Genomic DNA, 23,765 nt, shown 5'->3' with positions numbered 1-23,765 from the left:
TTCGGCATGAATACGGAATTGCTGAAATCGCCGATTTTATCGGCTCGAAAATCGAGAATACGTACTGCCCTTGTTTTAGCTATGAAAAGCACAAGCCTTAGTGTGGGTCTCTACCTGGCACCACCCCCCGCATATGCCATCTACTGCTCAAACTGCTCGACGTTCTATCAACAGATGTTTGAGTACGCCGAGGCAGTCAACACGGCGCTGAACACTGCAGAGCAGCTTCAGACGCAGATTCAGCAGTATCAGAATATGGTCACCCAAGGCACGGGCTTGCCAAGCACCATGTTTGGCAGCATCGCGGCCGATCTTAAAAACGTGGCCAACCTTTACACCCGTTCGCAGTCCCTAGGCCGCCAGATCCAGAATATGGACTCTCAGTTCAACACCGCTTTCCCCGGCTTTCAGTCCTACCTAAATCAAGCCGCGAACTCAGCAGAAGTACCAGCTCATGAGCGCTATCAGAAGTGGTCGGAACAAGGCAGCAACAACGTAAAGACGGCACTCGAGGCGGCAAACCTCAATACCAGCACGTTCGAGTCTGAAGACATCCAGCTTGATCGCATGGTGGCCCGTTCGCAGTCAGCCGTAGGTCGCATGCAAGCTATACAGGCGGGCAACGAAATCGCCTCCCAGAACGTGCAGCAACTGCAAAAACTGCGCGATCTGATGGCCACCCAAATCAACATGCAGGGCAACTACATGGCCCAGCAAGGCGACCGGAAGGCCGCTAGCGAAGCGGCTGAACAGCAGTTCGAAGCGCGGAAAAACACACGCGGCGGCGTGAAGGAGTACTGAGAATGACTATTTCGAAATGGCTCACCGCGTTGATGTGCGCCGGGTCTGCACTAGCTGGTTCCATGGTCACCGTGGTGGTTCAAAGCAACAGCGAATGTACTGCCGAGGCTGAGCAACAACGTCAACAGCGTGGCGCTGATGCTTCATTTGAGGCGCGCCCGAACACTCGCGGCGGCGTGAAGGGGTACTAGCTATGGATCGTCGTCTATTGTTGTTCCTCGCCTTGGCTGGTGCGTTCGTGGGCGGAGATGCTGTGGCCGCGACCGACCTTTCCCATGCCGATACATCAATTCAGGGCCTACTCGACCTCGTTTTGCAACAGTCGCACCAGTGGTCAGGGAAGCTGTATGACTATGCCATCAGACTGTTCTGGCTGCTGGCCTCGATCCAGTTCATCTGGACGTTCATGCCTCTGGTCATGAAACAAGCCGATTTCGGCGAAATTGTCGGCGAGCTGCTGCGCTTCGTGCTGGTGATCGGTTTCTTCCTTGCAGTCATGAAGTACTCGGTGGAATGGTCGACGGCCATTGTCGATAGCTTCCGTGATGCGGCGGCATCGGCGAGCGGCCTCGGGCGCGCGTTAGAACCCGGCGATATGCTGGCAGTTGCGCTGGATTTTGGCCGCACCATGGTGGAAGGCATTTCAGTGTTTTCTCCAGCCAAGGGACTTCTGATCGCTGTGTGCGCAATCCTTGTGTTGGCATGTTTCGCCTTCATCGCTGCATTCATGTTTGTCACGCTGGTAGAGTCTTACGTCATCATCAATGCTTCCGTGTTGTTCTTCGGCTTTGGCGGTTCGCAATGGACGCGGGATTTTGCAATTGCGCCGATGCGCTTCACCGTTGCGATTGGCGCCAAGCTATTTGTACTGACCCTGATTGTCAGCCTGATCGTCCAGTCGGCAAAGCAGTGGTTGGCCGCCTACACCAATGACGAAGCGTCATTGATGACGATGGTCGGTTTGGCCTTAGTGTGCTGTTACCTCACGAAGACAATTCCTGACCTGATCGGTGGCATGATTAGCGGGACGTCAATGGGCGGTGGCTCGGCCATTGGTGGGATGGCTGTGGCCGGTGCTGCCGGGGCGGCGGCTGCAGCGGCCACCATCGCCACAGCCGGGGCGGCGGCGCCTGCTGCTGCCCTCGGTGCTGCCGGTACTGGTAGCGCAGCCGGGGCTGGGGCGGCGGGTGTCGGTGGACTCGGCGGCAGCGGTCTGGCGGGGGCGATTAACTCCAGCTTTGCCGGTGCCAGCTCCGCAGGTGGTGCCGCGTCGTCTATGGGTGCAGCGGCGTCCTCCGGCGTGGGTGCTAGCACCGGCGGCGCAGCAGCCAAGAGTGCCAGTTCCGCAGGCGCGAAGGTCGGCGGCAGCTCTGCCAATCCTCCCGGGCAGGCGTCGGCCCCGCCGTCCTCTCCAAGCAGCGGCGTACAGCAGGTCGCCAAGCAGGCCGGAAAGGCCGCACAGGGGAACGACGACAAAGACCAGCAGAGGACACCAGAAGGGGGAGTTGTAATCTCCGGCAGCGCGCTTTCCCAAGTGGCCGACGGTGGCGCAAAGATGCTCGGCGTGATGGCCTCGATGGCAGTGCCAGGTATGGAGAATGCGCACGCCTTGTCTCTTGGTGCAGGATCTCCGCCACCAGTTTCCGACTATACCAACTCGACCACTCCAGCCAATGGAGCAGAATCGGCCACGGAAGCTTCACAAGCTGGGCCTAACGTCATCCGTCCGGCCTCGGACACTAACTCTGCTACCGGCCGCCTCGCCTCGCTCAAGGTGCCGGGAATGACCTCGAACGATCAACCGGAGAAATAACCATGATGGGCTTTTTGATGTTCGCTGGATTCGTAGTATTCGCCTTTACGTTCGCCATCGGCATGTGGGCACTCGGCCGGTGGCTACGAAGCAAAGGTTACGGGCCGCAGCTAGATAAGCTGGATCGGCAGTACACGGCGTTGCAGCTTCGAGTAAGCCCGCTGGCCTTGTCGGCTTCCTATCGCATGTTTGCCGGGGCGCATACCCTGAATCGTTTACCTCTGCTGGGTAGCAAGAGTGGCGCCTATCTGAACCAGCAGGTATTGGCGGCCATTCAAGCTGCGAAAGAAGCGGCGAAGCATGAGAAACTGTGACCGATAGCCAGTCCCACGCAACCCCGCCTTAGCGCGGGGCTGGCTTGCCAGACAGCAAGCCTCCTATCGTATACCCAGCTTGGGGCCCAAACACCCCTCCGCCCTGTACCGGGGCTGCCCGAGCCGCGGACAACGCTCAGCGTTGACACACCGTCCTTGCGGCTACTCGTGATATTTCATCACGGGGGCTACTCCCGGTTACGCCGGTCAAAAGCACCGGGGCTTCGCCATTAGTAATACGCACGGACTTGTCTCAGCCCATCGATCTCCGGCAAGTCGCCCCAACGATGCCCTTCGTGGAGAGCGGCAATCGGCCAGACGCGGACTAACTGAACACCTAACTAAATTCAACCAAAAGCGCGATCCAGGGCTGCTGACTCGATGGAAGGTGGAAAGCGTCAGCCACTGATGGTTCTGTCACTATTGATAGGTGTTGCGCAGAATACAAAATAGTTTACGAAAGGCGGGATTTTATGATTTTATGGAGGAAGGCGTAAGTAGCCTCCCTGCTGCGATGGGAAATACGAAAAATCTAAGTGAACTTACCCACTTATTTAGCCACTGCAAGCAGCATGCTAATCGAGGCACGTCTCCGATTTGGCTAAAGGAGTGAGCAATGTTTCATCAACGCGCAGCGCAATGTATCGATGACCTTAAGGGGCTTGCCCGGATATCCGTCATTGGAGAATACAGTTATTGCCAACGGCTGACCCATCTCAGCAAAGAGTTTGGCTTCAACAACTTCCATCACTTCCGCAAGGTCGTTGAGCATCTATCTGAAGACTTGATTGGCAATATATCTACGACGCTAATGCGCCGATATTGTGAGGTTGCTCAACCAAAGCCAGGCATTGCCTATTTCGAATTCCTATCCGTAAACAACGACACTCGCTTAAGGTTTTATAGTCAATGGGCTGGATGGGACGAATTCGGACAAGAGGTCAGAGTTCCTAGATCATTGAATGGTGAATCGGCCCCGCGCCTTCGCAAATCGCTAAATAAAACAGTGTATATAGTTGAAAATTATCGTCAGCTTATTGCATGGCGTCATCGCTGGCATGGACTGTGTTATATATCCGAAGAGCTCTGCAAAAACCATATGAAGGAAGCATTCGAGAGGAATAAGGCCATTGTAGAAGGTAAGCGCAACGAGGAATTCCCCTTGCTAGATGATTTCAGCGATAACTATGCAACTTGGTATCCCGTTATAGAGTAACTTCAGTTTGGAAAGGGCTCTCAGGAGCTCTTTCCATTCAATTGCCCCATTTTTCGTAGTCGTATTCGACTCGTTGGTTTTTGGCCGAATTCTGCCGGTGACCGGGCACCCAGTGCGCTGGTCAAACTTGATACAAACAACTGGTTAAGTCGGATGCAAATGACTGGTCAGTGGCAATGCGAAGGCGTGGTCAACTTGAGTGTTATTTCCCGGCATCGGCACCCACTGGCCATCACGTAAGCTTCTGAGCGCTTCTGCGGGCACGCTCGACGGACAATCGCTCTTCCTTTTGGTGCCAAACGGCCGTAGGCCGACTGGCAAGGCCTGACCGCGCCTAGGCGCGGGCTGCGCCGCGCAGGACTGAATATCCTGAAGATCCTGCTAACCCCGGGCGGGTGTGGCACGTTTCGGGCGGGTGTGACGCGCTACCGGGCGGGTGTGACACGCCATCGGGCGGGTATGGCACGCTTCAGCTGCTGCAAGCACTGCTTTTCTTGATGCGATCACCATCAAGTACAAGCCCAATTCCCCTTAGATCTTCAGCTTCCTCCTTGAGCCTTCGCCGCGCATTGCGCATGTCCTGACTTGAGGCTTGTCCGGCTACCGCCACGATAACGGTGTCTAGATACCAACCGCCTGTAGGCACTACTTTGTGGCTCAAAACGTGCCGAGCTACCGCTTGGCTTATGCCGTGCTGGAGGCGCGCAATGGGAGCTGGGTCGTAGTAGAGACTCAGATCATGCTCAAGGAGCATTACAAGCGCAATTCCGAGCCGCACCCGCCATAGGTTCCGGGCTCCTCCTGTCAGAGGATCGGGACGTGTCATGGGTGAAGGGATGACGTGGTCAATCAATCCGCCGATGATTGGAAAATCAAATTGCGGCGTTTCAATTATGATCGTTGCGGCTCGCAGTTCGGCGAGCAGCTTTTCGATCTGTGTGAAGCTGTAGCGGCTATCGGAAAGTGTCTTTCTCACACGCGCGGGATCTACCAGAAGTTCTACGCCACCATCTGAGACAGACCGTCGACGTTCTGCGCAGTACAGAACAGCTTCCAGTATGTCCGCGTGCCTCTGCCCTAGTCTGCCTGTCACGCGGCAGCGCCCAAATGATGTTTCTGCCCAATTACCCTCCCGCAGTCGCGGGCGCTGGCTAGGCTGATAAAGCATCACTCTGGCCTGTGCGATAGAACTGGTGGGGACCACGGCGTTACCACCGCTCATCGTCACTTCCGTTTACGACTTGCAGCGGGCTACCTTTCTTCACTTCCGCCAACTCAACCGGCACAAGAACGCCGCCTTCCTGGCGCTGGTACCATTGGTCGAGCGGGGTGGCGTCGTAGTTCTGCTTGCTAACACCGAAACGAACAAAAAACTTGCGCCTATCGTTGCCAATGGCCTGTCGCTCATAGGTGCGATCACTCAGTCGCTTTGCCTCGTCCTCTGTCATCTTGGCCACGAAGCCGCACCAACGGGCGTTATCGATTAGAGCTGATGCGCCCCGCGCTGCCTGCTGCTGATCGACTTGACCCTCGCGAGCGCTGCCTTTACTGACATGATGAAGGTAAAGCACCGATGCTCCGGTGCTGGCCGCAACGTGCTCAAGCGTGGCGACAAGCCGAGACATGTCGCCGTTGCTGTTCTCGTCACGATCGTGAATCCGGCTAAGTGTATCCAGTACGATCAACCGGGCACCGATGCAAAACTCGGTGATACGGGCAAGATGCCGATCATCCATAACGTTTAGTCGTTTGCCCATGATCGACTCAAGGACGAGGTTCTTCGCTATGGCCTCGCGTGCCTGCTGATTTAAGTGCTGGCCTATGGCATGAATGCGGCGCACCAACGCGACTTCGGGATCTTCTCCGGCGAAATAGACCACTCGACCAGCGCATGAGGGGGCAAGCCCTACAAGATCACCGCCGGCAACGCTGCATGCGATAGCCATCGCCGCTTCCAACGCCCAGAAGCTCTTCCCTGTAGCTCCGGGAGCTACCAATGCTCCCACTGTGCCAGCGAGGAAGCCAGGCCATATGAAGTCCAGTGTGGGCGGTTCGTTCTCGAATGCTGCCCGTAAGTCAATCGCCACAACTCAAGCTCCCATTCCGGGACGCGTGGCCGGGCCGGATTGCCTGCACGTATCAATCCATGTCTCGACCTCTTCCAAATCCCAGACGACCTTCCGGCTGCTAACGGCAATGCGACGAGGGAATTTCCCCTGCTTTTCGAAGTTATAAATCGTCCGCTCACACAAGGGAATCATTGCCAGCAATTGCTTTTTGCTGATGAGCACTTTGCTCGACTTCCTCGATTCTTTTTCCACACCGAACTCCTCGTTTTGTCGCATTTGAGGTTCGATTATTGCCCCATATTTCCAGAGCATTCCACAGATATTTATGGATTTATTCCCTTTAAAATCAGAAACTTACTGTCCTACAAACGTATAGTTTCGGGACAGAAAAACAACACGATGTCGTTGTTCTTTCAGGATTTTTTTTCGTCAAAGACGTCAGGAAAAATGTGTCCCACAAACGGGTAGTTTCCGGACAGAAAAAAAACCACGAATGTGGTTTTTTGATAGAGAAAACTAGATCAGCTCCCGATTACCCCATCACGCAAAACGCAATCAACTCTCTGAACGTGTTCTCTTACGCGTCCATTCGTCAATCATATCCGCCCAATCTTGCAACATCGCCCGACGCTGATCACGGTATTCAGCCTTGTTGTAAACGGCCCGTACGCCCTTCTGCTCGTGCGCAAGGCACTTCTCAATCCAGTCTGAGTTGTAACCCGCCTCATGCAGCAGCGTGCTTGCTGTGCGCCTCAAATCATGCGGGCCGAACTTGCTCAGCGGCTGCCCTTCTTTCTGCGCGAGCCGATAAGTCAGCGTCAGCACCTGATTGATCGTCGCGGTGCTCATTGGCAAGTCAGAATCGTACCGAGAGGGAAAGACGTAATCTGAACCACCAGCAAACGTCTTCAACGCAATGAAGAAATCCAAAGCCTGCTGAGATAAGAACACCAAATGGGGGTTGCGGCGCTTCATCCGCTCTTTCGGAATGGTCCATAGGGCTTCGCTGAAATTGATTTCGTTCCAGGTAGCGTTGGTCAATTCACTTTTACGAACCATGGTCAGCAACAACAGCTTAGCGGCGACTCTCACGGATGAGGCGGTGCCGATGCGGTCCAGGTATTGATACATCAACGCGATTTCGTCAGGTCCTAAAGCGCGGTCACGTGGCTCGAATTTAGCGATGCTTGCAGGACGTACCAGATCCGCCGGGTTCTCGACCTTCTGGCCACGCTCTATCGCCCATCGGAACACCTGCATCACAATCTCGCGGGAGTGCACAGCCGTGGCTGGAGCTCCACGCTCCACAATTGCATCAGTTAGCGTTCGCAGATCCTCATGATTGATTTCCACCAGTTTCTGATTACCGAAGTGCGGCTTTAGCTCGCGCTCGTAAACCGACCGGCGCATGTCACGCGTCGAGTCAGCCATCTGATACCCACGCAGCCATTTCTCAGCCCACGCATCAAATGTCTCTGCCCCTTTGGTGCGTGCCTTGGCACGGGCTTTCTCTTTGGCAGGTGACTTACCCGCCGAAACCATCTTTTTAGCCTCGCCCAGGCGCTCTCTGGCTTCCGCAAGTGTGATGCCACCCACGCCATAACGACCGAACGTGATGGTCTCCTGACGGCCATTGATTGAGTAGTTGTAACGAAATGAGATGGAACCGGCAGCAGTGACGGCCACGTACAGCCCGTCGCGGTCGTTCACCTTGTAGAGTTTTTCTTGCGGTTTGAGGTTACGCAGCTTGGTATCGGTCAGCATGGCGGTTACGGATCCCATGGAAAAAATACCATGCTCAGAAAAGCACTCATGCACCAGTATAAAACCCAATGAAACCGGGCTGATGATGAGATTTGATACCATGCCCTTCCCTACTAGGGCGACATGGTATCGAGCACCGAACATGGCATTTGGCTCAGTCAATGCCCTGTACCATGCCATACAAACACGGTGCTTGGCGATGCACAAAGCTGCCAGAATTTGCCAGACCCAAAAAGCTAAAAGCCCGAAATTACGCGGGCTCCAGGGCATTTCTTGCTAGTTGGTGCCGGACAATGCCGGACGTCCAATCATTCCCACTCAATCGTCGCCGGCGGCTTGCTCGACACGTCATACGTCACGCGCGAAATACCTTCGATCTCATTGATGATACGACCGCTGACAGTCTCCAGCAGCTCGTAAGGCAGGTGCGCCCAACGGGCGGTCATGAAGTCGATGGTTTCCACCGCACGCAGGGCAACAACCCATGCGTAACGACGGCCATCGCCTACCACGCCTACCGACTTAACTGGCTGGAACACCACGAACGCCTGGCTGACCTTGTGGTACCAGTCGGCCTTGCGCAGTTCTTCGATGAAGATGTGGTCGGCGCGACGCAGCAGGTCGGCGTATTCCTTCTTCACTTCACCAAGAATCCGCACGCCCAGGCCCGGGCCTGGGAATGGGTGGCGGTAGACCATGTCGTACGGCAGGCCGAGTTCCAGGCCCAGACGGCGGACTTCGTCTTTGAACAGCTCGCGCAGCGGTTCTACCAGCTTGAGGTTCATTTCCTCAGGCAGGCCACCCACGTTGTGGTGGGACTTGATCACGTGGGCCTTGCCGCTCTTGGCGCCGGCCGACTCGATCACGTCCGGGTAGATGGTGCCCTGGGCGAGGTACTTGATGTTGTCCAGTTTGTTGGACTGGGCATCGAATACGTCGATGAAGGTGCGGCCGATGATCTTGCGCTTCTTCTCTGGATCGGACTCGCCGGCCAGGTTGTTCAGGAACTGGTCTTCCGCGTTGGCGCGGATCACCTTGACGCCCATGTTCTCGGCGAACATGGCCATCACTTGCTCGCCTTCGTGCAGCCGCAGCAGGCCGTTGTCGACGAACACGCAGGTCAACTGGTCGCCGATGGCTTTGTGCAACAGGGCAGCAACTACCGAGGAGTCAACGCCGCCGGACAGGCCGAGCAGCACGTTGTCGGTGCCGACCTGGGCGCGCACCTGGGCGATGGCGTCTTCAGCGATCTTCGACGGGGTCCAAAGGGCTTCACACTCGCAGATGTCGAGGATGAAGCGCGACAGGATGCGACCGCCTTGCTTGGTGTGGGTCACTTCCGGGTGGAACTGCACGCCGTAGTAGCCGCGCTCGTCGTTGAACATGCCGGCGATCGGGCAGCTCGGGGTGCTGGCCAGGATGTGGAAGTCTTCCGGCATCTTGGTGACCTTGTCACCATGGCTCATCCACACGTCGAGGCCGAACAGGCCGTCGGCGTCGATGTGGTCTTCGATGCCGTCCAGCAGGCGGCTCTTGCCGACCACATCAACACGGGCGTAACCGAATTCACGCAGCTCGGAACCTTCAACCTTGCCGCCCAGTTGCTCGGCCATGGTCTGCATGCCGTAGCAGATACCGAAGACGGGCACGCCCAGGTCGAATACGGCTTGCGGGCAGCGCGGGCTGTTGGCTTCGTGCACGGACTCGGGGCCACCGGCGAGGATGACGCCTTTAGGGGCGAATTCGCGAATCGCTTCGTCATCCATGTCGAACGGGTGCAGTTCGCAGTACACGCCGATTTCGCGCACGCGGCGGGCGATCAGCTGGGTGTACTGGGAACCGAAGTCGAGGATCAGAATGCGGTGGGCGTGAATGTCGAGGGCCATGAGGATCAGTCTCGTCTATGTAATTCAGAAACAACTCGGGGCTGAATAAAACAGCCCCGGTTACTTAACATTTTGCTGGAAGCCTCAACCTACGCGGTAGTTTGGCGCTTCCTTGGTGATCTGCACGTCGTGGACATGGGATTCAGCCATGCCGGCGCCGGTGATCCGTACAAATTCAGGCTTGGTGCGCATTTCTTCGATGTCGGCGCTGCCGGTGTAGCCCATCGAGGAACGCAGGCCGCCCATCAGTTGATGGATGATCGCGCTCAGGGTGCCTTTGTACGGCACACGGCCTTCGATGCCTTCCGGTACGAGCTTCTCGGCGCCTGCCGAGGAGTCCTGGAAGTAACGATCAGAAGAGCCTTGCGCCTGGGACATGGCGCCCAGCGAACCCATGCCGCGGTAAGCCTTGTACGAACGACCCTGGAACAGTTCGATCTCGCCCGGCGCTTCTTCAGTACCGGCAAACATCGAGCCCATCATCACGCAGGAAGCACCGGCGACGATGGCCTTGGACAGGTCACCGGAGAAACGGATGCCGCCGTCGGCGATCAACGGCACGCCGGTGCCTTCAAGGGCAGCGGCGACGTTGGCGATGGCGCTGATTTGTGGCACGCCCACACCGGCGACGATACGCGTGGTGCAGATCGAGCCCGGGCCGATACCGACCTTGACGGCGTCGGCGCCCGCTTCGGCTAGGGCCTTGGCGGCAGCGCCGGTGGCAATGTTGCCGCCGATGACTTGCACGTCAGGGAAATTCTGTTTGACCCAGCGCACGCGGTCGATCACGCCTTTGGAGTGACCGTGGGCGGTGTCGACCACCACCACGTCAACGCCGGCAGCGACCAGGGCCGAAACGCGATCACCGGTGTCTTTACCGGTGCCGACCGCAGCGCCAACGCGCAGACGACCTTGGTCATCCTTGCTGGCCAGCGGGTAAGCCTTGGCTTTTTCGATGTCGTTGACGGTCATCATGCCTTTGAGGGCGAATTTGTCGTCGACGATCAGCACGCGCTCGATGCGGTGCTTGTGCAGCAGCTCGCGCACATCGTTCTTGTCGGCGCCTTCCTTGACAGTGACGAGGCGCTCTTTAGGCGTCATCACTTCGCGGACGGTGACTTCAAGACGGTTCTCGAAACGCACGTCGCGGGAAGTGACGATGCCGACCAGGTCGCCATCGTGCAGCACCGGGACGCCGGAGATGTTGTGCAGGCGGGTCAGGTCGAACAGGTCACGCACGGTGGCGTCGGCTTCGATGGTGATTGGATCTTTCACCACACCGGCTTCGTAACGCTTGACCTTGCGCACTTCGGCAGCTTGCTGCTCGATGGTCATGTTCTTGTGGATGATGCCGATGCCGCCTTCCTGAGCCATGGCGATTGCCAAACGGGCTTCGGTGACGGTGTCCATGGCAGCAGAAACCAGGGGAATATTCAGCTCGATGCCACGGGTTAGGCGGGTCTTGAGACTGACTTCGTTAGGAAGTACCTCGGAATAACCGGGCACTAGGAGAATGTCGTCGAATGTCAGAGCTTCTTGGCTGATACGCAGCATCGCGGGGGCTCCCGAGCGGGAAAATGGAAGCGCGCCATTATATACATGCACCCTGTCAGGCTCAATGTAAAACTCTGACAAACTTGGTAATACTGATAGAAGGGTTAAAGCTCGACTTTGACCCAACTCATCTTCTGGTCCAACCAATCGGCAAATTCGTCGATAAAGCTCTGCTTGAAACCCGCCTCTGCCCAATTGTTGAAAATGAACCCCAGGTTGGAAAACCCGCATTCCTGCAGGAACAGAAACCCGTTGATGTCATCTTCATGCCCACACAGCGGGCAAGTGAAGTTGTCGGTGTGGCCGGGCATCCAGTCTTCCAGGCTTTCGAAGAGAGCCTCGCCGACTTCCTTGAGGCATTCAGGGCAGCCGGCTTCTTCGAGAAAGCCCTTGGCCGGCGTGTAGATGCAGCGTTTGTAGATAATCTCGAGGCCATTGATCGGCTCGTTGAACGGCAGCGCCTCCGGGTGCAGCACCACGGCACGGGCGCCGTCGGCCAGGGCGTAGCCCATGCGATTGCCGGTGCGCCCGCAGGTGGTCAGCTCTTCCTTGATGATGTTCTTGCGCACCAGCCAGCGCACGATTGCCCGCGCGCGGGGCTCGTGGACGGGCAAGGTGGAAATTTTCGGGACAAGGATGCTTTGGGAGTTCATGAGAGTCCTGCGGTGTGGCTTCTGGCCCCATCGCGGGCAAGCCCGCGATTAAGACCCCAGAGCCCGGCAGCTTAATCCCTGATACCCACAGGTCAAGTACTCAAGTAACGGGCAATCAACGCAAGGCCGCTCGCCAGCACCAGCCACGTCACCAACCGCACAAAGGCTTCACGCGACATACGCATTGTCAGCCTGCGCCCCACCCACAGCCCCAAGGCCATCGCCGGCAACAGGCACAGCGCCAACAGCAACAGCGGCCAGTCCGCGTACACCCCGGCAATCAGGAACAGGCTCAGGCGCACCACGGTGCTGCAACTGATTAACGCACTTTGCGTGGCCCGCGCCGCGTCCTTGGGCAAACGACTGTTCAGGTAGATCGCATATAAAAAGCCGCCACTGCCAAACAACGCACCAAACAACCCGCCGACCGTGCCCATGGGAATCGACCAGCCCGCCGCCAGCTGCGTCGGCCGCGCCTTTACCGACAGGCTGTAAATCGCATAGGCGCTGATAAACAGCCCCATCAACAGCAGCAACAGGTCCGAGTGCAGATTGAGCAAAAACACCACCCCAAGCGTGCAACCAATGGCCATGCACGGCAGCAATCGCAACAGCTCCGGCTTGTTCACCTCCCGCCGCGATTGCAGCAGGTTGCCAAAGGCCGCGACAAAATCCAGCAACACCAGCAGCGGGATAAGTTTCGACAACGGCATAAACACGATCAGGATCGGCCCCGCGACCAGCGCCGTACCAAAGCCTGCGATACCAAACGCGACGTAGGCCACGACAATGCCGAGGCCGATCACCAGCCAATCAACGCCGCTGAATGACCACTGACTCATCAGCTCAACCGGGCTCATGGGCACTTCCTTGAAAGAGATGACGGTCACTTTAGCCATCGTCGAATGTTGCGACTAATATCTTCAAAGCCCTCCACTTATCTCGAAAAGGCATGACGCGTGATTTCCACTCGCCAACTGCGCTACTTCGTCGAAATCGCCGACAGCGGCAGCTTCAGCGCCGCCGCCGAACGCCTGTTTGTGGCGCAGTCGGCCTTGAGCCGACAAATCAAGGAGCTGGAAACCCAGCTGCAAACGCCACTGTTCGAACGCACCGCGCGCCAACCTCGGCTGACGGCGGCCGGCGAAGCCTTTTACCCACGGGCGCGCAACCTGCTGAGCGAGTTGCTCAAGGCCGGCGAAATGGCCACGCAGGTGGGCAATGGCCAGTTGGGCACGTTGCGCCTGAGCCACTCGAGCACCGTGCCGATGAGCGGGCACTTGTTGAAAGCCATCAGCACCTGGCTGGAGCGCTGCCCTGGTGTGTCGATGGACATCGTCAAACTGTCCTCGGAAGCGCAACTTGAGGAAATCGCCGAGGGTCGACTTGAAGTCGGGCTGTTGCGCTTGCCGGTGTTGCGCCAACGCGAAGGTGTCCGGGTGATGCCCTTGTACAGCGAACAGCTGGTGCTGGCTGTGCCGCCTGACCACGCGCTGGCCCGCAGCAATGCACCTGTCGAACTGGAACAGCTCAAGGACGAAGTGTTTATCTCGATCCCCCATCCTCAGCGCGGCGGCCTGAGTTATCTGTCAGCCGAACTCTGCATGCGCGCCGGATTTTTCCCCAAGGCTGCACGGGTGATGTCACGCAAAACCACGCAGCTGCAACTGATCCAGGCCGGCTTCGGAATTGCCTTGTTACCAAAATCCATGCAGGACATCGCACCCGCCAACCTGCACTTTTTGCCCCTGGCTGATCCGGACTGCCTCAGCACCGTGGCCCTGGCCTGCGCGCAGACGCCGAGCGCGCTGGTCGAGCAATTCTGCCAAACCTTGCGCGAATGCCTATAAACTGCCGCCCATGATTAAAGATCCTTTTGCCCGTCTGGGCCTGGACCGCGAAGTCCTGACTGTCAGCCAGCTCAACGGCCGCGCGCGGGTGTTGCTGGAAGACGTGTTCACCAATATCTGGGTCGAAGGCGAGATCTCCAACCTCGCCCGCCCGGCGTCCGGCCATGTGTATTTCACCCTCAAGGACAGCGGCGCCCAAGTGCGTTGCGCGTTGTTTCGCAACAACGCCGCACGGGTGCGCCAGGCCTTGAAGGATGGCTTGGCGGTCAAAGTGCGCGGCAAGGTCTCGCTGTTCGAGGGCCGTGGCGACTATCAATTGATCCTCGACACGGTAGAGCCCGCCGGTGATGGCGCGCTGCGCCTGGCCTTTGATGCGTTGAAGGAAAAGCTCAGCGCCGAAGGCCTGTTCAGTGCCGAACGCAAGGTGCCGCTGCCGGCGCACCCTCGGCGCATTGGCATCATCAGTTCGCCCACAGGCGCGGTGATCCGCGACATCATCAGCGTGTTCGGCCGCCGCGCGCCAAACGTTGAATTGACGCTGATCCCCACGGCCGTGCAAGGTCGCGAGGCCGTGTCGCAGATTGTGCGCGCCCTCAAGCTGGCCGACGCGCGCGGCTTTGACGCGTTGATCCTCGCTCGCGGCGGCGGCTCTCTGGAAGATCTGTGGTGCTTCAACGAGGAAGCCGTGGCCCGCGCGGTGGACGCGTGTGTGACGCCGATTGTCAGCGCCGTCGGCCATGAAACCGATGTGTCGATCTGCGACTTCGTGGCCGACGTGCGCGCGCCCACGCCCTCCGCCGCCGCCGAATTGCTCGCCCCCGATGCCAGCCATTTGGTGCGCCAGGTCGAAAACCTGCACCGCCGCCTGGTGATGCTGATGCGCAATCGCCTGAGTCACGAGCGCCTGCGCCTGGAAGGCATGGCCCGTCGCCTGCGTCACCCCGGCGAACGTCTGCGCCAACAGGCCCAGCGCCTGGATGACCTGGACATGCGCATGCGCCGCGCCTTCGAACGCAGCCTCAATACCCGCCGCGAACGCCTGATCCGCCTGGAAACCCGCCTCGCCGGTCAGCACCCCGGCCGTCAGCTGGCCCTGCTGCGCCAGCGCCTGGACAGCCTCGCCGAACGCCTGCCGCGCGCCATGCGCGAAGGCCTCAAGGCGCGTCGCTTGCAACTGCAAAGCCAGGTGCAGACGCTGCAAGTGGTCAGCCCACTGGCGACCCTGGGCCGTGGCTACAGCATTTTGCTGGACGAGCGTGGCCAGGCGATCCGCAACGCCGCGCAAACCCACACCGGCCAACGCCTGACCGCGCGCCTCGGTGAAGGCCAATTGCAGGTGCGGGTGGAAGATAACCACCTGACGCCCGTCACCCTTTCGTTATTGGATTGATTGATGCCCCGTCTATTTAGCCTGCTGATGCTGTTGTGCCTCACCTTCAATGCCCACGCCGACAGCTACATCACTCGGCTGCTGAACAAGCCGGTGCCAGGTGGCGTCGCAGTGGTCGATCTGGGTACGTCGGCAACCGCGCCGAAAGCCACCTACCAGAACAGGCCGGTGTTGGTGGTCAAGGAACAGAACACCTGGCTGGCGATTGTCGGGATTCCTCTGACGGTTAAACCTGGCACCCAACGCCTCACCAGCGGTGGGCAAACCCTACCGTTCGTGGTGGGCTTCAAGAAATACCCCGAGCAGCACATCACCCTGAAAAACAAAAGCCAGGTCAATCCGGACCCGGCACAGCTCAAGCGCATCGAGGGCGAACTGGCGGTCCAGCTCAAGGCTTACCGCAGTTTCAGTCCGAACACGCCCAGCAACCTGCTACTGGATAAACCCGTGAACGGGCCGCTGTCGAGCAAGTTTGGCGTACGCCGGTTCTTTAACGGCGAGGAGCGCAACCCGCATTCGGGCCTCGACTTCGCCGTCGGTGCCGGCACGCCGATCAAGACCCCGGCGGCCGGTAAAGTCATCCTCACCGGCAACTACTTCTTCAACGGCAACACCGTCTTTGTCGACCATGGCCAGGGCTTTATCAGCATGTTCTGCCATATGTCGAAGATTGATGTGAAGGTGGGCGACCAACTGGCGCGCGGTGCGGTGGTGGGCAAGGTCGGCTCGACGGGCCGCGCGACCGGGCCGCACATGCATTGGAACATCAGCCTCAACGATGCACGGGTCGACCCGGCGATCTTCATCGGCGCGTTCCAGCCCTGAATGAAGCGATTGCGCGCCCGATCAAGGGCGCGCAATTAAAACGAGCCTGCAGCTAATTCCAAACCATAAGATCTCGTTTCCCACGCCAATAGCAGAACTTATCTCAATTTTTCTCGACTGCTTGCCATCTTTCACCCCGGCGGTTAGGGTTGAGCTTATGAAAACCTCTCACACCCTCATTCAGCTCCGCCAGCACCGCAGCCTGTGCCTCGTCAGCGCACGACTGCCAGGCTGAATCGATCTGCCTCGTCTTCTTGCTTTATCCCTAAAAACAGTTCTACGGCAGGCCGCCTTTTCTCGGCCCCTACAACAAAGGATTTCCCGATGAGCATGCTCAAAGACCCGTCTTCGAAGTACCGTGCGTTCCCGACCATCGATATCCCGGACCGCACCTGGCCGTCGAAAACCATCACCGAAGCGCCGATCTGGTGCAGTTCCGACTTGCGTGATGGCAACCAGTCGCTGATCGAACCGATGGACGCCGCGAAAAAACTGCGTTTCTGGAAGACCCTGGTTGCGGTGGGCGTGAAGGAAATCGAAGCCTCGTTCCCGGCTGCCTCGCAAACCGACTTTGACTTCGTGCGCACCCTGATCGAAGACAACCATATCCCCGAGGACACCACCATCCAGGTGCTGACCCAGGGCCGTGAAGACTTGATCGCACGCACCTTCGAATCCCTGCGCGGCGCCAAAAAGGCCATCGTGCACTTGTACAACGCCACTTCGCCGTCCTTCCGCCGCATCGTGTTCAACCAGGACAAGGACGGCATCAAGGCCATCGCGGTCAACGCCGCCAAGCTGTTCGTCAAATACGCCGCCCAGCAGCCGGAAACCCAGTGGACCTTCGAATACTCCCCGGAAACCTTCAGCGCCACTGAACTGGAGTTCGCCAAGGAAGTGTGTGACGCGGTGATCGAGGTGTGGAACCCGACGCCCGAGCACAAGATGATCCTCAACCTGCCCGCCACCGTTGAGTGCGCAACGCCGAACATCTATGCCGACCAGATCGAGTGGTTCGGTCGTCATATCAACCGCCGCGACAGCGTGATCATCAGCCTGCACACCCACAACGACCGTGGCACCGGCGTAGCCGCCACCGAGCTGGGCCTGATGGCCGGCGCCGACCGTGTCGAAGGCTGCCTGTTCGGCAACGGCGAGCGCACCGGTAACGTCGACCTCGTCACCGTGGCCCTGAACATGTACACCCAGGGTCTCGACCCACAACTGGACTTCTCCGACATCGACGGCGTGCGCAAAGTGGTCGAGGAATGCAACCAGATCCAGGTGCACCCACGCCACCCGTACGTCGGCGACCTGGTGCACACCGCGTTCTCCGGCTCCCACCAGGACGCGATCCGCAAGGGCTTCACCCAGCAGAAAGCCGACGCGCTGTGGGAAGTGCCGTACTTGCCGATCGACCCGGCCGACATTGGCCGCAGCTACGAAGCGGTGATTCGTGTGAACAGCCAGTCGGGCAAAGGCGGCATCGCCTACCTGCTGGAGCAGGAATACGACATCAGCTTGCCGCGCCGCATGCAGATCGAATTCAGCCAGGTGGTCCAGGCTGAAACCGACCGCGTGGGTCTTGAGATGACCGCGCCACAGATCTACGCCTTGCTGCAGCGTGAATACCTGCAAGCCAACACGCCGTACGCGCTGGTCAGCCATCGTCTGCAGGAAGAAAACGGCAACAGCTTTGTCGAAGTGGAAGTCTCGGGCAAAGGCCAGGGCGAAACCAACCTGCACTGGAAAGGCAAAGGCAACGGCGCCCTGGAAGCGCTGGTGGCTGGCTTGCCGATTGGTGTGGAGATCATGGACTACAACGAACATGCCATCGGTGCAGGCACCAACGCCAAGGCAGCGGCCTACATTGAGCTGCGTGTGAATGGCGAGCGTCCGGTGCATGGCGTGGGCATTGATGAAAACATCACCACAGCCAGCTTCAAGGCGCTGTTCAGTGCGCTGAACCGCTCGTTGAGCCAGCAGGAAGCGAAAGCGGCGTAAGCCGCGTCGTAGGAATGCAAAAGGCCCCTGGGTGAGCACTCAGGGGCCTTTTTACTTTAGATCTGTGGTGATGCTGATGACCTCTTCGCGGGCAAGCCCGCTCCTACAGGGGGAATGCACTCTAAATGTGGGAGCGGGCTTGCTCGCGAAAGCGGTCTTTCAGACAAACTCAAACCTATCTGCGTCAAGGTTCGCCGGAAATTTTTCGCGATACGCCGCCAGCTCCGCCGCCTCCAGGCACACCTGAAACACGCCATCCGCCTCCCCTGCACTCAGCAAGGTCTCGCCCTGAAAATCCAGCACCTGACTGTCTCCGGTGTAGGCAAAGCCCTTCCCATCCGTGCCCACCCGATTCACCGCCGCCACGTAGCACAGGTTTTCGATCGCGCGCGCTGGCAGCAAACGGTTCCAGTGCAGGCGCCGTGCACCCGGCCAATTGGCGGTGTACAGCAGCAAGTCTGTGTCCTGAGCATCACGGCTCCACACCGGGAAGCGCAAGTCATAGCAAATCAACGGCCGAATACGCCAACCCTTCAATTCGAACTGCACCTGGCGCTCGCCTGGCGTGTAGTGGTCGTGCTCGCCCGCCATCCGGAACAAGTGGCGCTTGTCGTAGTGCAACACCTCGCCGTCCGGCCGCGCCCACAGCAGGCGGTTGCGATGGCTGCCATCGGCGGCCTGGATAATCACACTGCCAGTGATCACGGCGCTGTACTTCGCCGCCTGGGCCTGGAGCCAATGATGGGTCGGGCCGTTTTCCCGTTCAGCCAGGGTTTCCGACTCCATTGAAAACCCGGTGGTAAACATCTCCGGCAGCACAATCAGATCGGCCCCTTTGGCCTGCTCCAGCAACAGCTCGAAATGTTCCAGGTTGGCCTGACGGTCATGCCACACCAGGCTGGTCTGCACCAGGGCGATGTTCAGGTTGGGTAATGCACTCAGATCACGCATAGTTTTTCGGCTGCTTGTTGCAGCGTCTCCTCGCGTTTGGCAAAGCACAGGCGCACCAGGCGCTGGCCTTGGGGTGGGTTCTGATAGAACACCGAGACCGGGATTGTGGCCACGCCGTGCTCGCGGGTCATCCATAGCGACATGGCGACGTCATCCAGGTCCGGGCGAATCTGTGAGTAATCCACCAATTGGAAGTAAGTACCGGCCACCCGGGAGAAGCTGAAGCGCGATGGCGCCAGCAAGTCGCAGAACAGGTCGCGCTTGGCCTGGTAGAAAGCTGGCAACTCTTCGACATGTTCCGGGTGTTCGGCCATGAAGTCCGCCAAAGCGTACTGCAAAGGGGTCACGCCGCAGAAGTTGACATATTGATGCACCTTGCGCAGTTCAGCGGTCAGCGCCGGTGGCGCGACCACGTAGCCGGTTTTCCAGCCGGTGACGTGGTAAGTCTTGCCGAAGGAGCTGACCACGAACGCACGCTGATACAGTTCTTCATGGGCCAACACGCTGACATGGGGCACGCCGTCGAACACCAAGTGTTCGTAGACTTCATCGCTGACCAGATAGATATCGCGGTCGCGGACCAATTCGGCCAACTGGTCGAGTTCGGCGCGGCTGATCAGTGCGCCGGTCGGGTTGTGCGGGGTGTTGAGGATGATCATGCGTGTGCGCGGCGACAGCGCGGCCTTGATCTTTTCAAAGTCCAGGGAGAAGCCCTGCAGGCTCAGCTGTACATGCACGCAGCGACCGCCGGCCAGCTCGACCGAGGGCTCGTAGCTGTCGTAGCAGGGGTCGAACACGATGACTTCATCGCCGTTGCGGATCACCGCCTGAATCGCACAGAAAATCGCGGCAGTGGCGCCGGGAGTAATGGTCACTTCACTGTCGGGGTTAACCGTAGCGCCATAACTGCGGGCGATCTTGGCCGCCACTTGCTGGCGCAGGGCCGGCAGGCCGGTCATAGGTGAATACTGGTTATGCCCGCTGGCAACGTGCTGGCCCACCGCATCGAGCAACGCCTTGGGGCCATTGAAATCGGGAAAGCCCTGGGACAGGTTGAGCGCGCCGGTCTCGGCAGCGAGTTGCGACATGGTGGTGAAAATGGTCGTACCGACATTCGGCAGCTTGCTGGTGATCATGGGAGCCCCCTTCGGGTGAGCTGCAAGTTTTAAGCTGCAAGCTGCAAGCAGGTCAAGCCAGCAATCCACCAGGCACAAAAAAGGGCTCAAAAAGAGCCCTCTTGCAGCGTGTAGCGGACAACGTGAGGCGGCGCTTATTTCTTGTCGCGGCGCTTCTTGTCGGCCTTCTTGTGGTGAGTCATCAAACGACGCTTCTTGTTCACCTGACGGTCAGTCAGTGTGTTCTTGTTGCCTTCGTATGGGTTCTCGCCACCTTTGAACTCGATACGGATCGGCGTACCGACCAGTTTCAAGACACGGCGGTAGGTGTTTTCCAGGTAACGCACATAGGACTTAGGGACCTTCTCGATCTGGTTACCGTGGATCACGATAATCGGCGGGTTGGCACCACCCAAGTGGGCGTAACGCAGTTTGATCCGGCGGTTGTTGACCATCGGCGGCGCGTGCTCGCCAACCGCGTCTTCCAGGATCTGGGTCAGGCGGTTGGTCGGCCAGCGGGTGACCGCGGACTTGAACGAGTTCTGTACGGACGCGTAGAGGTTACCCACGCCAGTGCCGTGCAGTGCCGAGATGAAGTGGATATCGGCGAACTCAACAAAGAACAGGCGACGCTGCAGCTCGATCTTGACGAAATCGCGCTCGCTCGGCGTCATGCCGTCCCACTTGTTGATCGCGATCACCAGGGCGCGACCGGCTTCCAGGGCAAAGCCCAGCAAGTTGAGGTCGTGGTCCACCACGCCTTCGCGGGCGTCCATCACGAAGATCACCACGTTGGCGTCTTTGATCGCCTGCAGGGTCTTGACCACCGAGAACTTTTCAACTTCCTCGTGGATCTTGCCGCGCTTGCGCACACCGGCGGTGTCGATCAGCGTGTACTTCTCGTCGTTACGCTCGAACGGGATGTAGATACTGTCGCGGGTGGTGCCGGGCTGGTCATAAACGATTACCCGGTCTTCACCGAGCATGCGGTTAACCAGGGTCGACTTGCCAACGTTCGGGCGGCCGATGATGGCGATCTTGATACCGTCTTTTTCGCTCGGGCCAGGAATGCGCTTGGCTTCCTCACCTTCGGCGACGATCTCTTCCTCGCCCTCTTCTTCCTCGGCGTCATCCTTAGGGAAGTCGCGCAGGGCGATTTCCAGCATTTGGGTGATACCGCGACCGTGAGCGCCGGCGACCGGGATCGCGTCGCCCAGGCCCATCGGGCTGAACTCGGCGCGGGCCGCCTCAGGATCGATGTTATCGATCTTGTTGGCGATCAAATAGGAACGCTTGTTGCGCTTGCGCAGGTGCTCGCCAATCATCTGGTCGGCAGCGGTGTAGCCCGCGCGGGCGTCCACCAGGAACAACACGACATCGGCTTCTTCGATAGCGAGCAGCGACTGCTCGGCCATCTTTTCGTCCATGCCATGCTCGTCACCGGAGATACCACCGGTGTCGACAATAATGTAGGAGCGCCCTTGCCACTTTGCCTCACCGTATTGGCGATCACGGGTCAGACCGGACAAGTCGCCGACGATGGCGTCGCGAGTCCTGGTCAGGCGGTTGAACAAGGTGGACTTGCCGACGTTAGGTCGGCCCACCAGGGCGATTACGGGAACCATGCGGCTCTCCACTTCGTTATTTCAGAAAATACAAAAGCCGCTGCAAGGCAGCGGCTGGTGCTCGGGGCAGCATATTCAAATGCCGCATGCCCCGCCGAAGCGGGGCCGCCTGGGTTTTACCCCAAGCATAGTTCTTACTTGATGGTCAGGGCTTCCAGCTTGCCGCTGTTGCCATACACGTAAAGCATGTTACCCACGACCAGCGGACGGGCACGCAGGCCGTCGCTGTCGATACGCTCGCGGCCGACAAAACGACCGTCCACCTGGCTCAGCAGATGCAGGTAACCTTCGAAGTCACCTACCGCTACGTAGCTGGAGAATACTTCCGGGGCCGACAGTTGACGGCGGGCCAGAGAGTCGTTGCTCCACAGTGCAGTGGTGGAGCGCTCGTCGACACTTTCAACGGTGCCGGACGCCAGGCTTACGTAGACGCTGCCAAACCCTTGGGCGACACCGGCATAGCTGGAGGCATCACGCTGCCAGTTGATGCGGCCACTTTGCAGGTCCAGCGCAGCGACACGGCCCTGGTAGGTGGCCACATAGATGGTTTCACCCGACAGCAGCAAGCCGCCGTCGATGTCCACCACGCGATCCAGTTCGGAACGACCTTGAGGGATTGCCACGCGGGTTTCCCAGGCCGGCACGCCGTTCTGGGTATCCAGGGCGACCACTTTACCGGTCGACAGGCCTGCAACGGCCAGGTTGTTGGTCACAATCGGACCACTGGTACCGCGCAGGGTCAACACCGCAGGGGTGCTGTCGTACAGCCAACGCTGGTTGCCGGTGGCGGCGTCCAGGCCGATCACACGGTCATCCTGGGTCTGCACCACCACGACATCGCCGTTGGTAGCAGGCGCTGCGAGCACTTCACTGGTCACGCGAGCGCGCCATTTCTCTTCGCCCGTCGCCGAGTCCAGAGCAACCACGTCGCCTTTGAGCGTACCGACCAGCACCATGCCGTAGCCGACACCCACGCCACCGGAAACCGGCAGCTCGAGGTCTTTCTTCCACTTCACGTCGCCATTCATGCGATCCATGGCCATGATCACGCCAGTGGAGTCAGTGGCCACAATGTTTTCGCCGTCGATTGCCGGCTGCAGCAGGTTGTACAGGTCGCCCTGGCCATCACCGACGGAGCGGCTCCACTGCTTTTGCAGGACCACTTCTTCCTTGAAGCTGGTCAGCTCGGCCGGAGGCAGTTCTTTTTTACTGTTGCTGCTGCAACCCGCGGCCAGAACGGCCAGAGCCAGCAATGCTGCATGTTTCCAACGGATCACGTCACGCATCCCCTTTGGCCAAGTCGTCCAGCTTGATTTGTAAGCCACCGACTGCCGCTTCATCAGACAGCGCCGCCTTGGCTTTTTGGTACGCAGCATGGGCTTCGTCGGTACGACCCAATTGGACCAACAGGTCGCCCTTGAGCTCTTCACGAGTGGCCACAAATGCTTTGTCAGCATCGCCGTCGAGCAGTTTGAGTGCTTCGTCAGCCTTGTTCTGTGCCGCCAATACCTGTGCCAGGCGCTGACGTGCGATTTCACCCAGGGTCGGGTTGGTCGGCTTGTCGGCGATGGCCTTCAGCTCGGTTGCGGCGTCATCCAGCTTGCCGGTGTCGACCGCGACTTTCGCGACGAACAGGCTGCCGTATTGGGCGTAGGTGCTACCGCCGAATTCGCTTTTGAGCTTGCCGGCCAGGTCTGCTACCTGGGCAGGATCAGGCTTGCCGTCCGGCGTGAGCGTGGTTTCCAGCAATTGCTGATAGAGGACCGAGGCGCCTTGGGACTGGTTGGCCTGATACTTGTGCCAGGCTTGCCAGCCGAACACCACCACTAAAGCCAGCAGACCGCCGGTAACCAGGGGCTTGCCGTTACGCTGCCACCAGTCCTTGAACTCGGCCATCTGCTCATCATCAGTACTCGACACCCCAATACTCCTTAA

The 23,765-nt window shown here is 58.8% G+C and carries 22 protein-coding genes; 9 read left to right on the top strand and 13 right to left on the bottom strand.

Annotated elements, in window-relative coordinates; genetic code table 11:
- The first annotated feature begins 6 nt into the window (after nucleotides 1-6).
- From trbJ to ACM530_RS15680, 5 genes are all read left to right on the top strand, one after another.
- Nucleotides 7-801 (top strand): P-type conjugative transfer protein TrbJ, encoded by a 795-nt coding sequence (trbJ, locus tag ACM530_RS15700; RefSeq protein WP_416362639.1) that lies wholly within the window; start codon nucleotides 7-9, stop codon nucleotides 799-801.
- Between the two features lie 2 nt (nucleotides 802-803).
- Nucleotides 804-992, top strand: coding sequence for a hypothetical protein (locus ACM530_RS15695; RefSeq protein ID WP_046719829.1), 189 nt, complete (start codon nucleotides 804-806; stop codon nucleotides 990-992).
- Between the two features lie 2 nt (nucleotides 993-994).
- On the top strand, nucleotides 995-2,614 hold the full coding sequence (gene trbL / locus ACM530_RS15690) for a P-type conjugative transfer protein TrbL (RefSeq protein ID WP_416362638.1): 1,620 nt from the start codon (nucleotides 995-997) through the stop codon (nucleotides 2,612-2,614).
- 2 nt (nucleotides 2,615-2,616) lie between these two features.
- Nucleotides 2,617-2,928, top strand: a complete 312-nt coding sequence (locus ACM530_RS15685) for a hypothetical protein (RefSeq protein WP_286799752.1) — start codon at nucleotides 2,617-2,619, stop codon at nucleotides 2,926-2,928.
- Nucleotides 2,929-3,544: 616 nt separating this feature from the next.
- A complete protein-coding gene (locus ACM530_RS15680) occupies nucleotides 3,545-4,144 on the top strand; it encodes a hypothetical protein (protein WP_416362637.1) in 600 nt (199 codons plus the stop codon).
- A gap of 469 nt (nucleotides 4,145-4,613) precedes the next feature.
- Here the strand turns inward: ACM530_RS15680 and ACM530_RS15675 are convergent, their stop codons facing one another.
- The 8 genes from ACM530_RS15675 to ACM530_RS15640 form a co-directional block, all read right to left on the bottom strand.
- Entirely contained in the window at nucleotides 4,614-5,120 is a 507-nt protein-coding gene (locus ACM530_RS15675; RefSeq protein WP_238545194.1) for a hypothetical protein, read from the bottom strand.
- Nucleotides 5,121-5,352: 232 nt separating this feature from the next.
- Nucleotides 5,353-6,231 carry a helicase RepA family protein gene (locus tag ACM530_RS15670; RefSeq protein ID WP_024777067.1) on the bottom strand — a complete coding sequence of 293 codons (879 nt, stop codon included), beginning with the start codon at nucleotides 6,229-6,231 and terminating at the stop codon, nucleotides 5,353-5,355.
- A 3-nt stretch (nucleotides 6,232-6,234) separates the two neighbouring features.
- Complete coding sequence (locus ACM530_RS15665; RefSeq protein WP_024777066.1) at nucleotides 6,235-6,465, bottom strand: helix-turn-helix transcriptional regulator; 231 nt, start codon at nucleotides 6,463-6,465, stop codon at nucleotides 6,235-6,237.
- Nucleotides 6,466-6,768: 303 nt separating this feature from the next.
- Nucleotides 6,769-7,977: a tyrosine-type recombinase/integrase gene (locus tag ACM530_RS15660; RefSeq protein ID WP_024777065.1), complete on the bottom strand. Its 1,209-nt coding sequence runs from the start codon at nucleotides 7,975-7,977 to the stop codon at nucleotides 6,769-6,771.
- Between the two features lie 308 nt (nucleotides 7,978-8,285).
- Complete coding sequence (gene guaA, locus ACM530_RS15655; protein ID WP_145164180.1) at nucleotides 8,286-9,863, bottom strand: glutamine-hydrolyzing GMP synthase; 1,578 nt, start codon at nucleotides 9,861-9,863, stop codon at nucleotides 8,286-8,288.
- Nucleotides 9,864-9,947: 84 nt separating this feature from the next.
- Nucleotides 9,948-11,417, bottom strand: coding sequence for an IMP dehydrogenase (guaB, locus tag ACM530_RS15650; protein ID WP_016977684.1), 1,470 nt, complete (start codon nucleotides 11,415-11,417; stop codon nucleotides 9,948-9,950).
- 104 nt (nucleotides 11,418-11,521) lie between these two features.
- Nucleotides 11,522-12,070, bottom strand: coding sequence for a hypothetical protein (locus ACM530_RS15645; protein ID WP_025859262.1), 549 nt, complete (start codon nucleotides 12,068-12,070; stop codon nucleotides 11,522-11,524).
- Between the two features lie 92 nt (nucleotides 12,071-12,162).
- Complete coding sequence (locus ACM530_RS15640; RefSeq protein WP_416365097.1) at nucleotides 12,163-12,930, bottom strand: sulfite exporter TauE/SafE family protein; 768 nt, start codon at nucleotides 12,928-12,930, stop codon at nucleotides 12,163-12,165.
- A gap of 99 nt (nucleotides 12,931-13,029) precedes the next feature.
- On the opposite strand from ACM530_RS15640, the gene ACM530_RS15635 reads away from it, so the two are divergent.
- From ACM530_RS15635 to leuA, 4 genes are all read left to right on the top strand, one after another.
- Nucleotides 13,030-13,920, top strand: coding sequence for a LysR family transcriptional regulator (locus tag ACM530_RS15635; RefSeq protein ID WP_416362636.1), 891 nt, complete (start codon nucleotides 13,030-13,032; stop codon nucleotides 13,918-13,920).
- Nucleotides 13,921-13,930: 10 nt separating this feature from the next.
- Nucleotides 13,931-15,310, top strand: coding sequence for an exodeoxyribonuclease VII large subunit (gene xseA / locus ACM530_RS15630; RefSeq protein ID WP_106578280.1), 1,380 nt, complete (start codon nucleotides 13,931-13,933; stop codon nucleotides 15,308-15,310).
- Nucleotides 15,311-15,313: 3 nt separating this feature from the next.
- The gene (locus ACM530_RS15625; RefSeq protein WP_145164186.1) at nucleotides 15,314-16,135 is read left to right on the top strand and encodes a peptidoglycan DD-metalloendopeptidase family protein; all 822 of its coding nucleotides are present in this window, start codon (nucleotides 15,314-15,316) and stop codon (nucleotides 16,133-16,135) included.
- Between the two features lie 324 nt (nucleotides 16,136-16,459).
- The gene (gene leuA / locus ACM530_RS15620; RefSeq protein WP_083356880.1) at nucleotides 16,460-18,139 is read left to right on the top strand and encodes a 2-isopropylmalate synthase; all 1,680 of its coding nucleotides are present in this window, start codon (nucleotides 16,460-16,462) and stop codon (nucleotides 18,137-18,139) included.
- A gap of 159 nt (nucleotides 18,140-18,298) precedes the next feature.
- Here leuA and ACM530_RS15615 read toward each other — a convergent pair whose 3' ends face one another.
- The 5 genes from ACM530_RS15615 to ACM530_RS15595 all read right to left on the bottom strand — a co-directional run bounded on the left by ACM530_RS15615 (nucleotide 18,299) and on the right by ACM530_RS15595 (nucleotide 23,726).
- Nucleotides 18,299-19,090 carry an amidohydrolase gene (locus ACM530_RS15615; RefSeq protein WP_416362635.1) on the bottom strand — a complete coding sequence of 264 codons (792 nt, stop codon included), beginning with the start codon at nucleotides 19,088-19,090 and terminating at the stop codon, nucleotides 18,299-18,301.
- Complete coding sequence (locus tag ACM530_RS15610; protein ID WP_416362634.1) at nucleotides 19,078-20,226, bottom strand: pyridoxal phosphate-dependent aminotransferase; 1,149 nt, start codon at nucleotides 20,224-20,226, stop codon at nucleotides 19,078-19,080. The genes ACM530_RS15615 and ACM530_RS15610 overlap by 13 nt, the downstream gene beginning before the upstream one ends.
- 134 nt (nucleotides 20,227-20,360) lie before the next feature.
- A complete protein-coding gene (gene der, locus ACM530_RS15605; protein ID WP_122489126.1) occupies nucleotides 20,361-21,830 on the bottom strand; it encodes a ribosome biogenesis GTPase Der in 1,470 nt (489 codons plus the stop codon).
- 134 nt (nucleotides 21,831-21,964) lie between these two features.
- On the bottom strand, nucleotides 21,965-23,116 hold the full coding sequence (gene bamB, locus ACM530_RS15600) for an outer membrane protein assembly factor BamB (protein WP_145164194.1): 1,152 nt from the start codon (nucleotides 23,114-23,116) through the stop codon (nucleotides 21,965-21,967).
- On the bottom strand, nucleotides 23,109-23,726 hold the full coding sequence (locus ACM530_RS15595) for a tetratricopeptide repeat protein (protein WP_177410102.1): 618 nt from the start codon (nucleotides 23,724-23,726) through the stop codon (nucleotides 23,109-23,111). The genes bamB and ACM530_RS15595 overlap by 8 nt, the downstream gene beginning before the upstream one ends.
- Nucleotides 23,727-23,765 lie beyond the last annotated feature (39 nt).

This window comes from Pseudomonas sp. NFX183, assembly GCF_047943075.1.
In the GTDB taxonomy this organism is placed as follows: Bacteria; Pseudomonadota; Gammaproteobacteria; order Pseudomonadales; family Pseudomonadaceae; genus Aquipseudomonas.
Note: the sequence above shows the minus strand (reverse complement) of the source record. Positions and strands in the feature narration are given on the sequence as shown.

Coding starts and splice junctions, on each gene's coding strand:
- trbJ (WP_416362639.1), top strand. CDS start 7: ATGAATACGGAATTGCTGAAATCGCCGATTTTATCGGCTCGAAAATCG.
- ACM530_RS15695 (WP_046719829.1), top strand. CDS start 804: ATGACTATTTCGAAATGGCTCACCGCGTTGATGTGCGCCGGGTCTGCA.
- trbL (WP_416362638.1), top strand. CDS start 995: ATGGATCGTCGTCTATTGTTGTTCCTCGCCTTGGCTGGTGCGTTCGTG.
- ACM530_RS15685 (WP_286799752.1), top strand. CDS start 2,617: ATGATGGGCTTTTTGATGTTCGCTGGATTCGTAGTATTCGCCTTTACG.
- ACM530_RS15680 (WP_416362637.1), top strand. CDS start 3,545: ATGTTTCATCAACGCGCAGCGCAATGTATCGATGACCTTAAGGGGCTT.
- ACM530_RS15660 (WP_024777065.1), bottom strand. CDS start 7,977: ATGCTGACCGATACCAAGCTGCGTAACCTCAAACCGCAAGAAAAACTC.
- guaA (WP_145164180.1), bottom strand. CDS start 9,863: ATGGCCCTCGACATTCACGCCCACCGCATTCTGATCCTCGACTTCGGT.
- guaB (WP_016977684.1), bottom strand. CDS start 11,417: ATGCTGCGTATCAGCCAAGAAGCTCTGACATTCGACGACATTCTCCTA.
- ACM530_RS15645 (WP_025859262.1), bottom strand. CDS start 12,070: ATGAACTCCCAAAGCATCCTTGTCCCGAAAATTTCCACCTTGCCCGTC.
- ACM530_RS15640 (WP_416365097.1), bottom strand. CDS start 12,930: ATGAGCCCGGTTGAGCTGATGAGTCAGTGGTCATTCAGCGGCGTTGAT.
- xseA (WP_106578280.1), top strand. CDS start 13,931: ATGATTAAAGATCCTTTTGCCCGTCTGGGCCTGGACCGCGAAGTCCTG.
- ACM530_RS15625 (WP_145164186.1), top strand. CDS start 15,314: ATGCCCCGTCTATTTAGCCTGCTGATGCTGTTGTGCCTCACCTTCAAT.
- leuA (WP_083356880.1), top strand. CDS start 16,460: ATGAGCATGCTCAAAGACCCGTCTTCGAAGTACCGTGCGTTCCCGACC.
- ACM530_RS15615 (WP_416362635.1), bottom strand. CDS start 19,090: ATGCGTGATCTGAGTGCATTACCCAACCTGAACATCGCCCTGGTGCAG.
- ACM530_RS15610 (WP_416362634.1), bottom strand. CDS start 20,226: ATGATCACCAGCAAGCTGCCGAATGTCGGTACGACCATTTTCACCACC.
- der (WP_122489126.1), bottom strand. CDS start 21,830: ATGGTTCCCGTAATCGCCCTGGTGGGCCGACCTAACGTCGGCAAGTCC.
- bamB (WP_145164194.1), bottom strand. CDS start 23,116: ATGCGTGACGTGATCCGTTGGAAACATGCAGCATTGCTGGCTCTGGCC.
- ACM530_RS15595 (WP_177410102.1), bottom strand. CDS start 23,726: ATGGCCGAGTTCAAGGACTGGTGGCAGCGTAACGGCAAGCCCCTGGTT.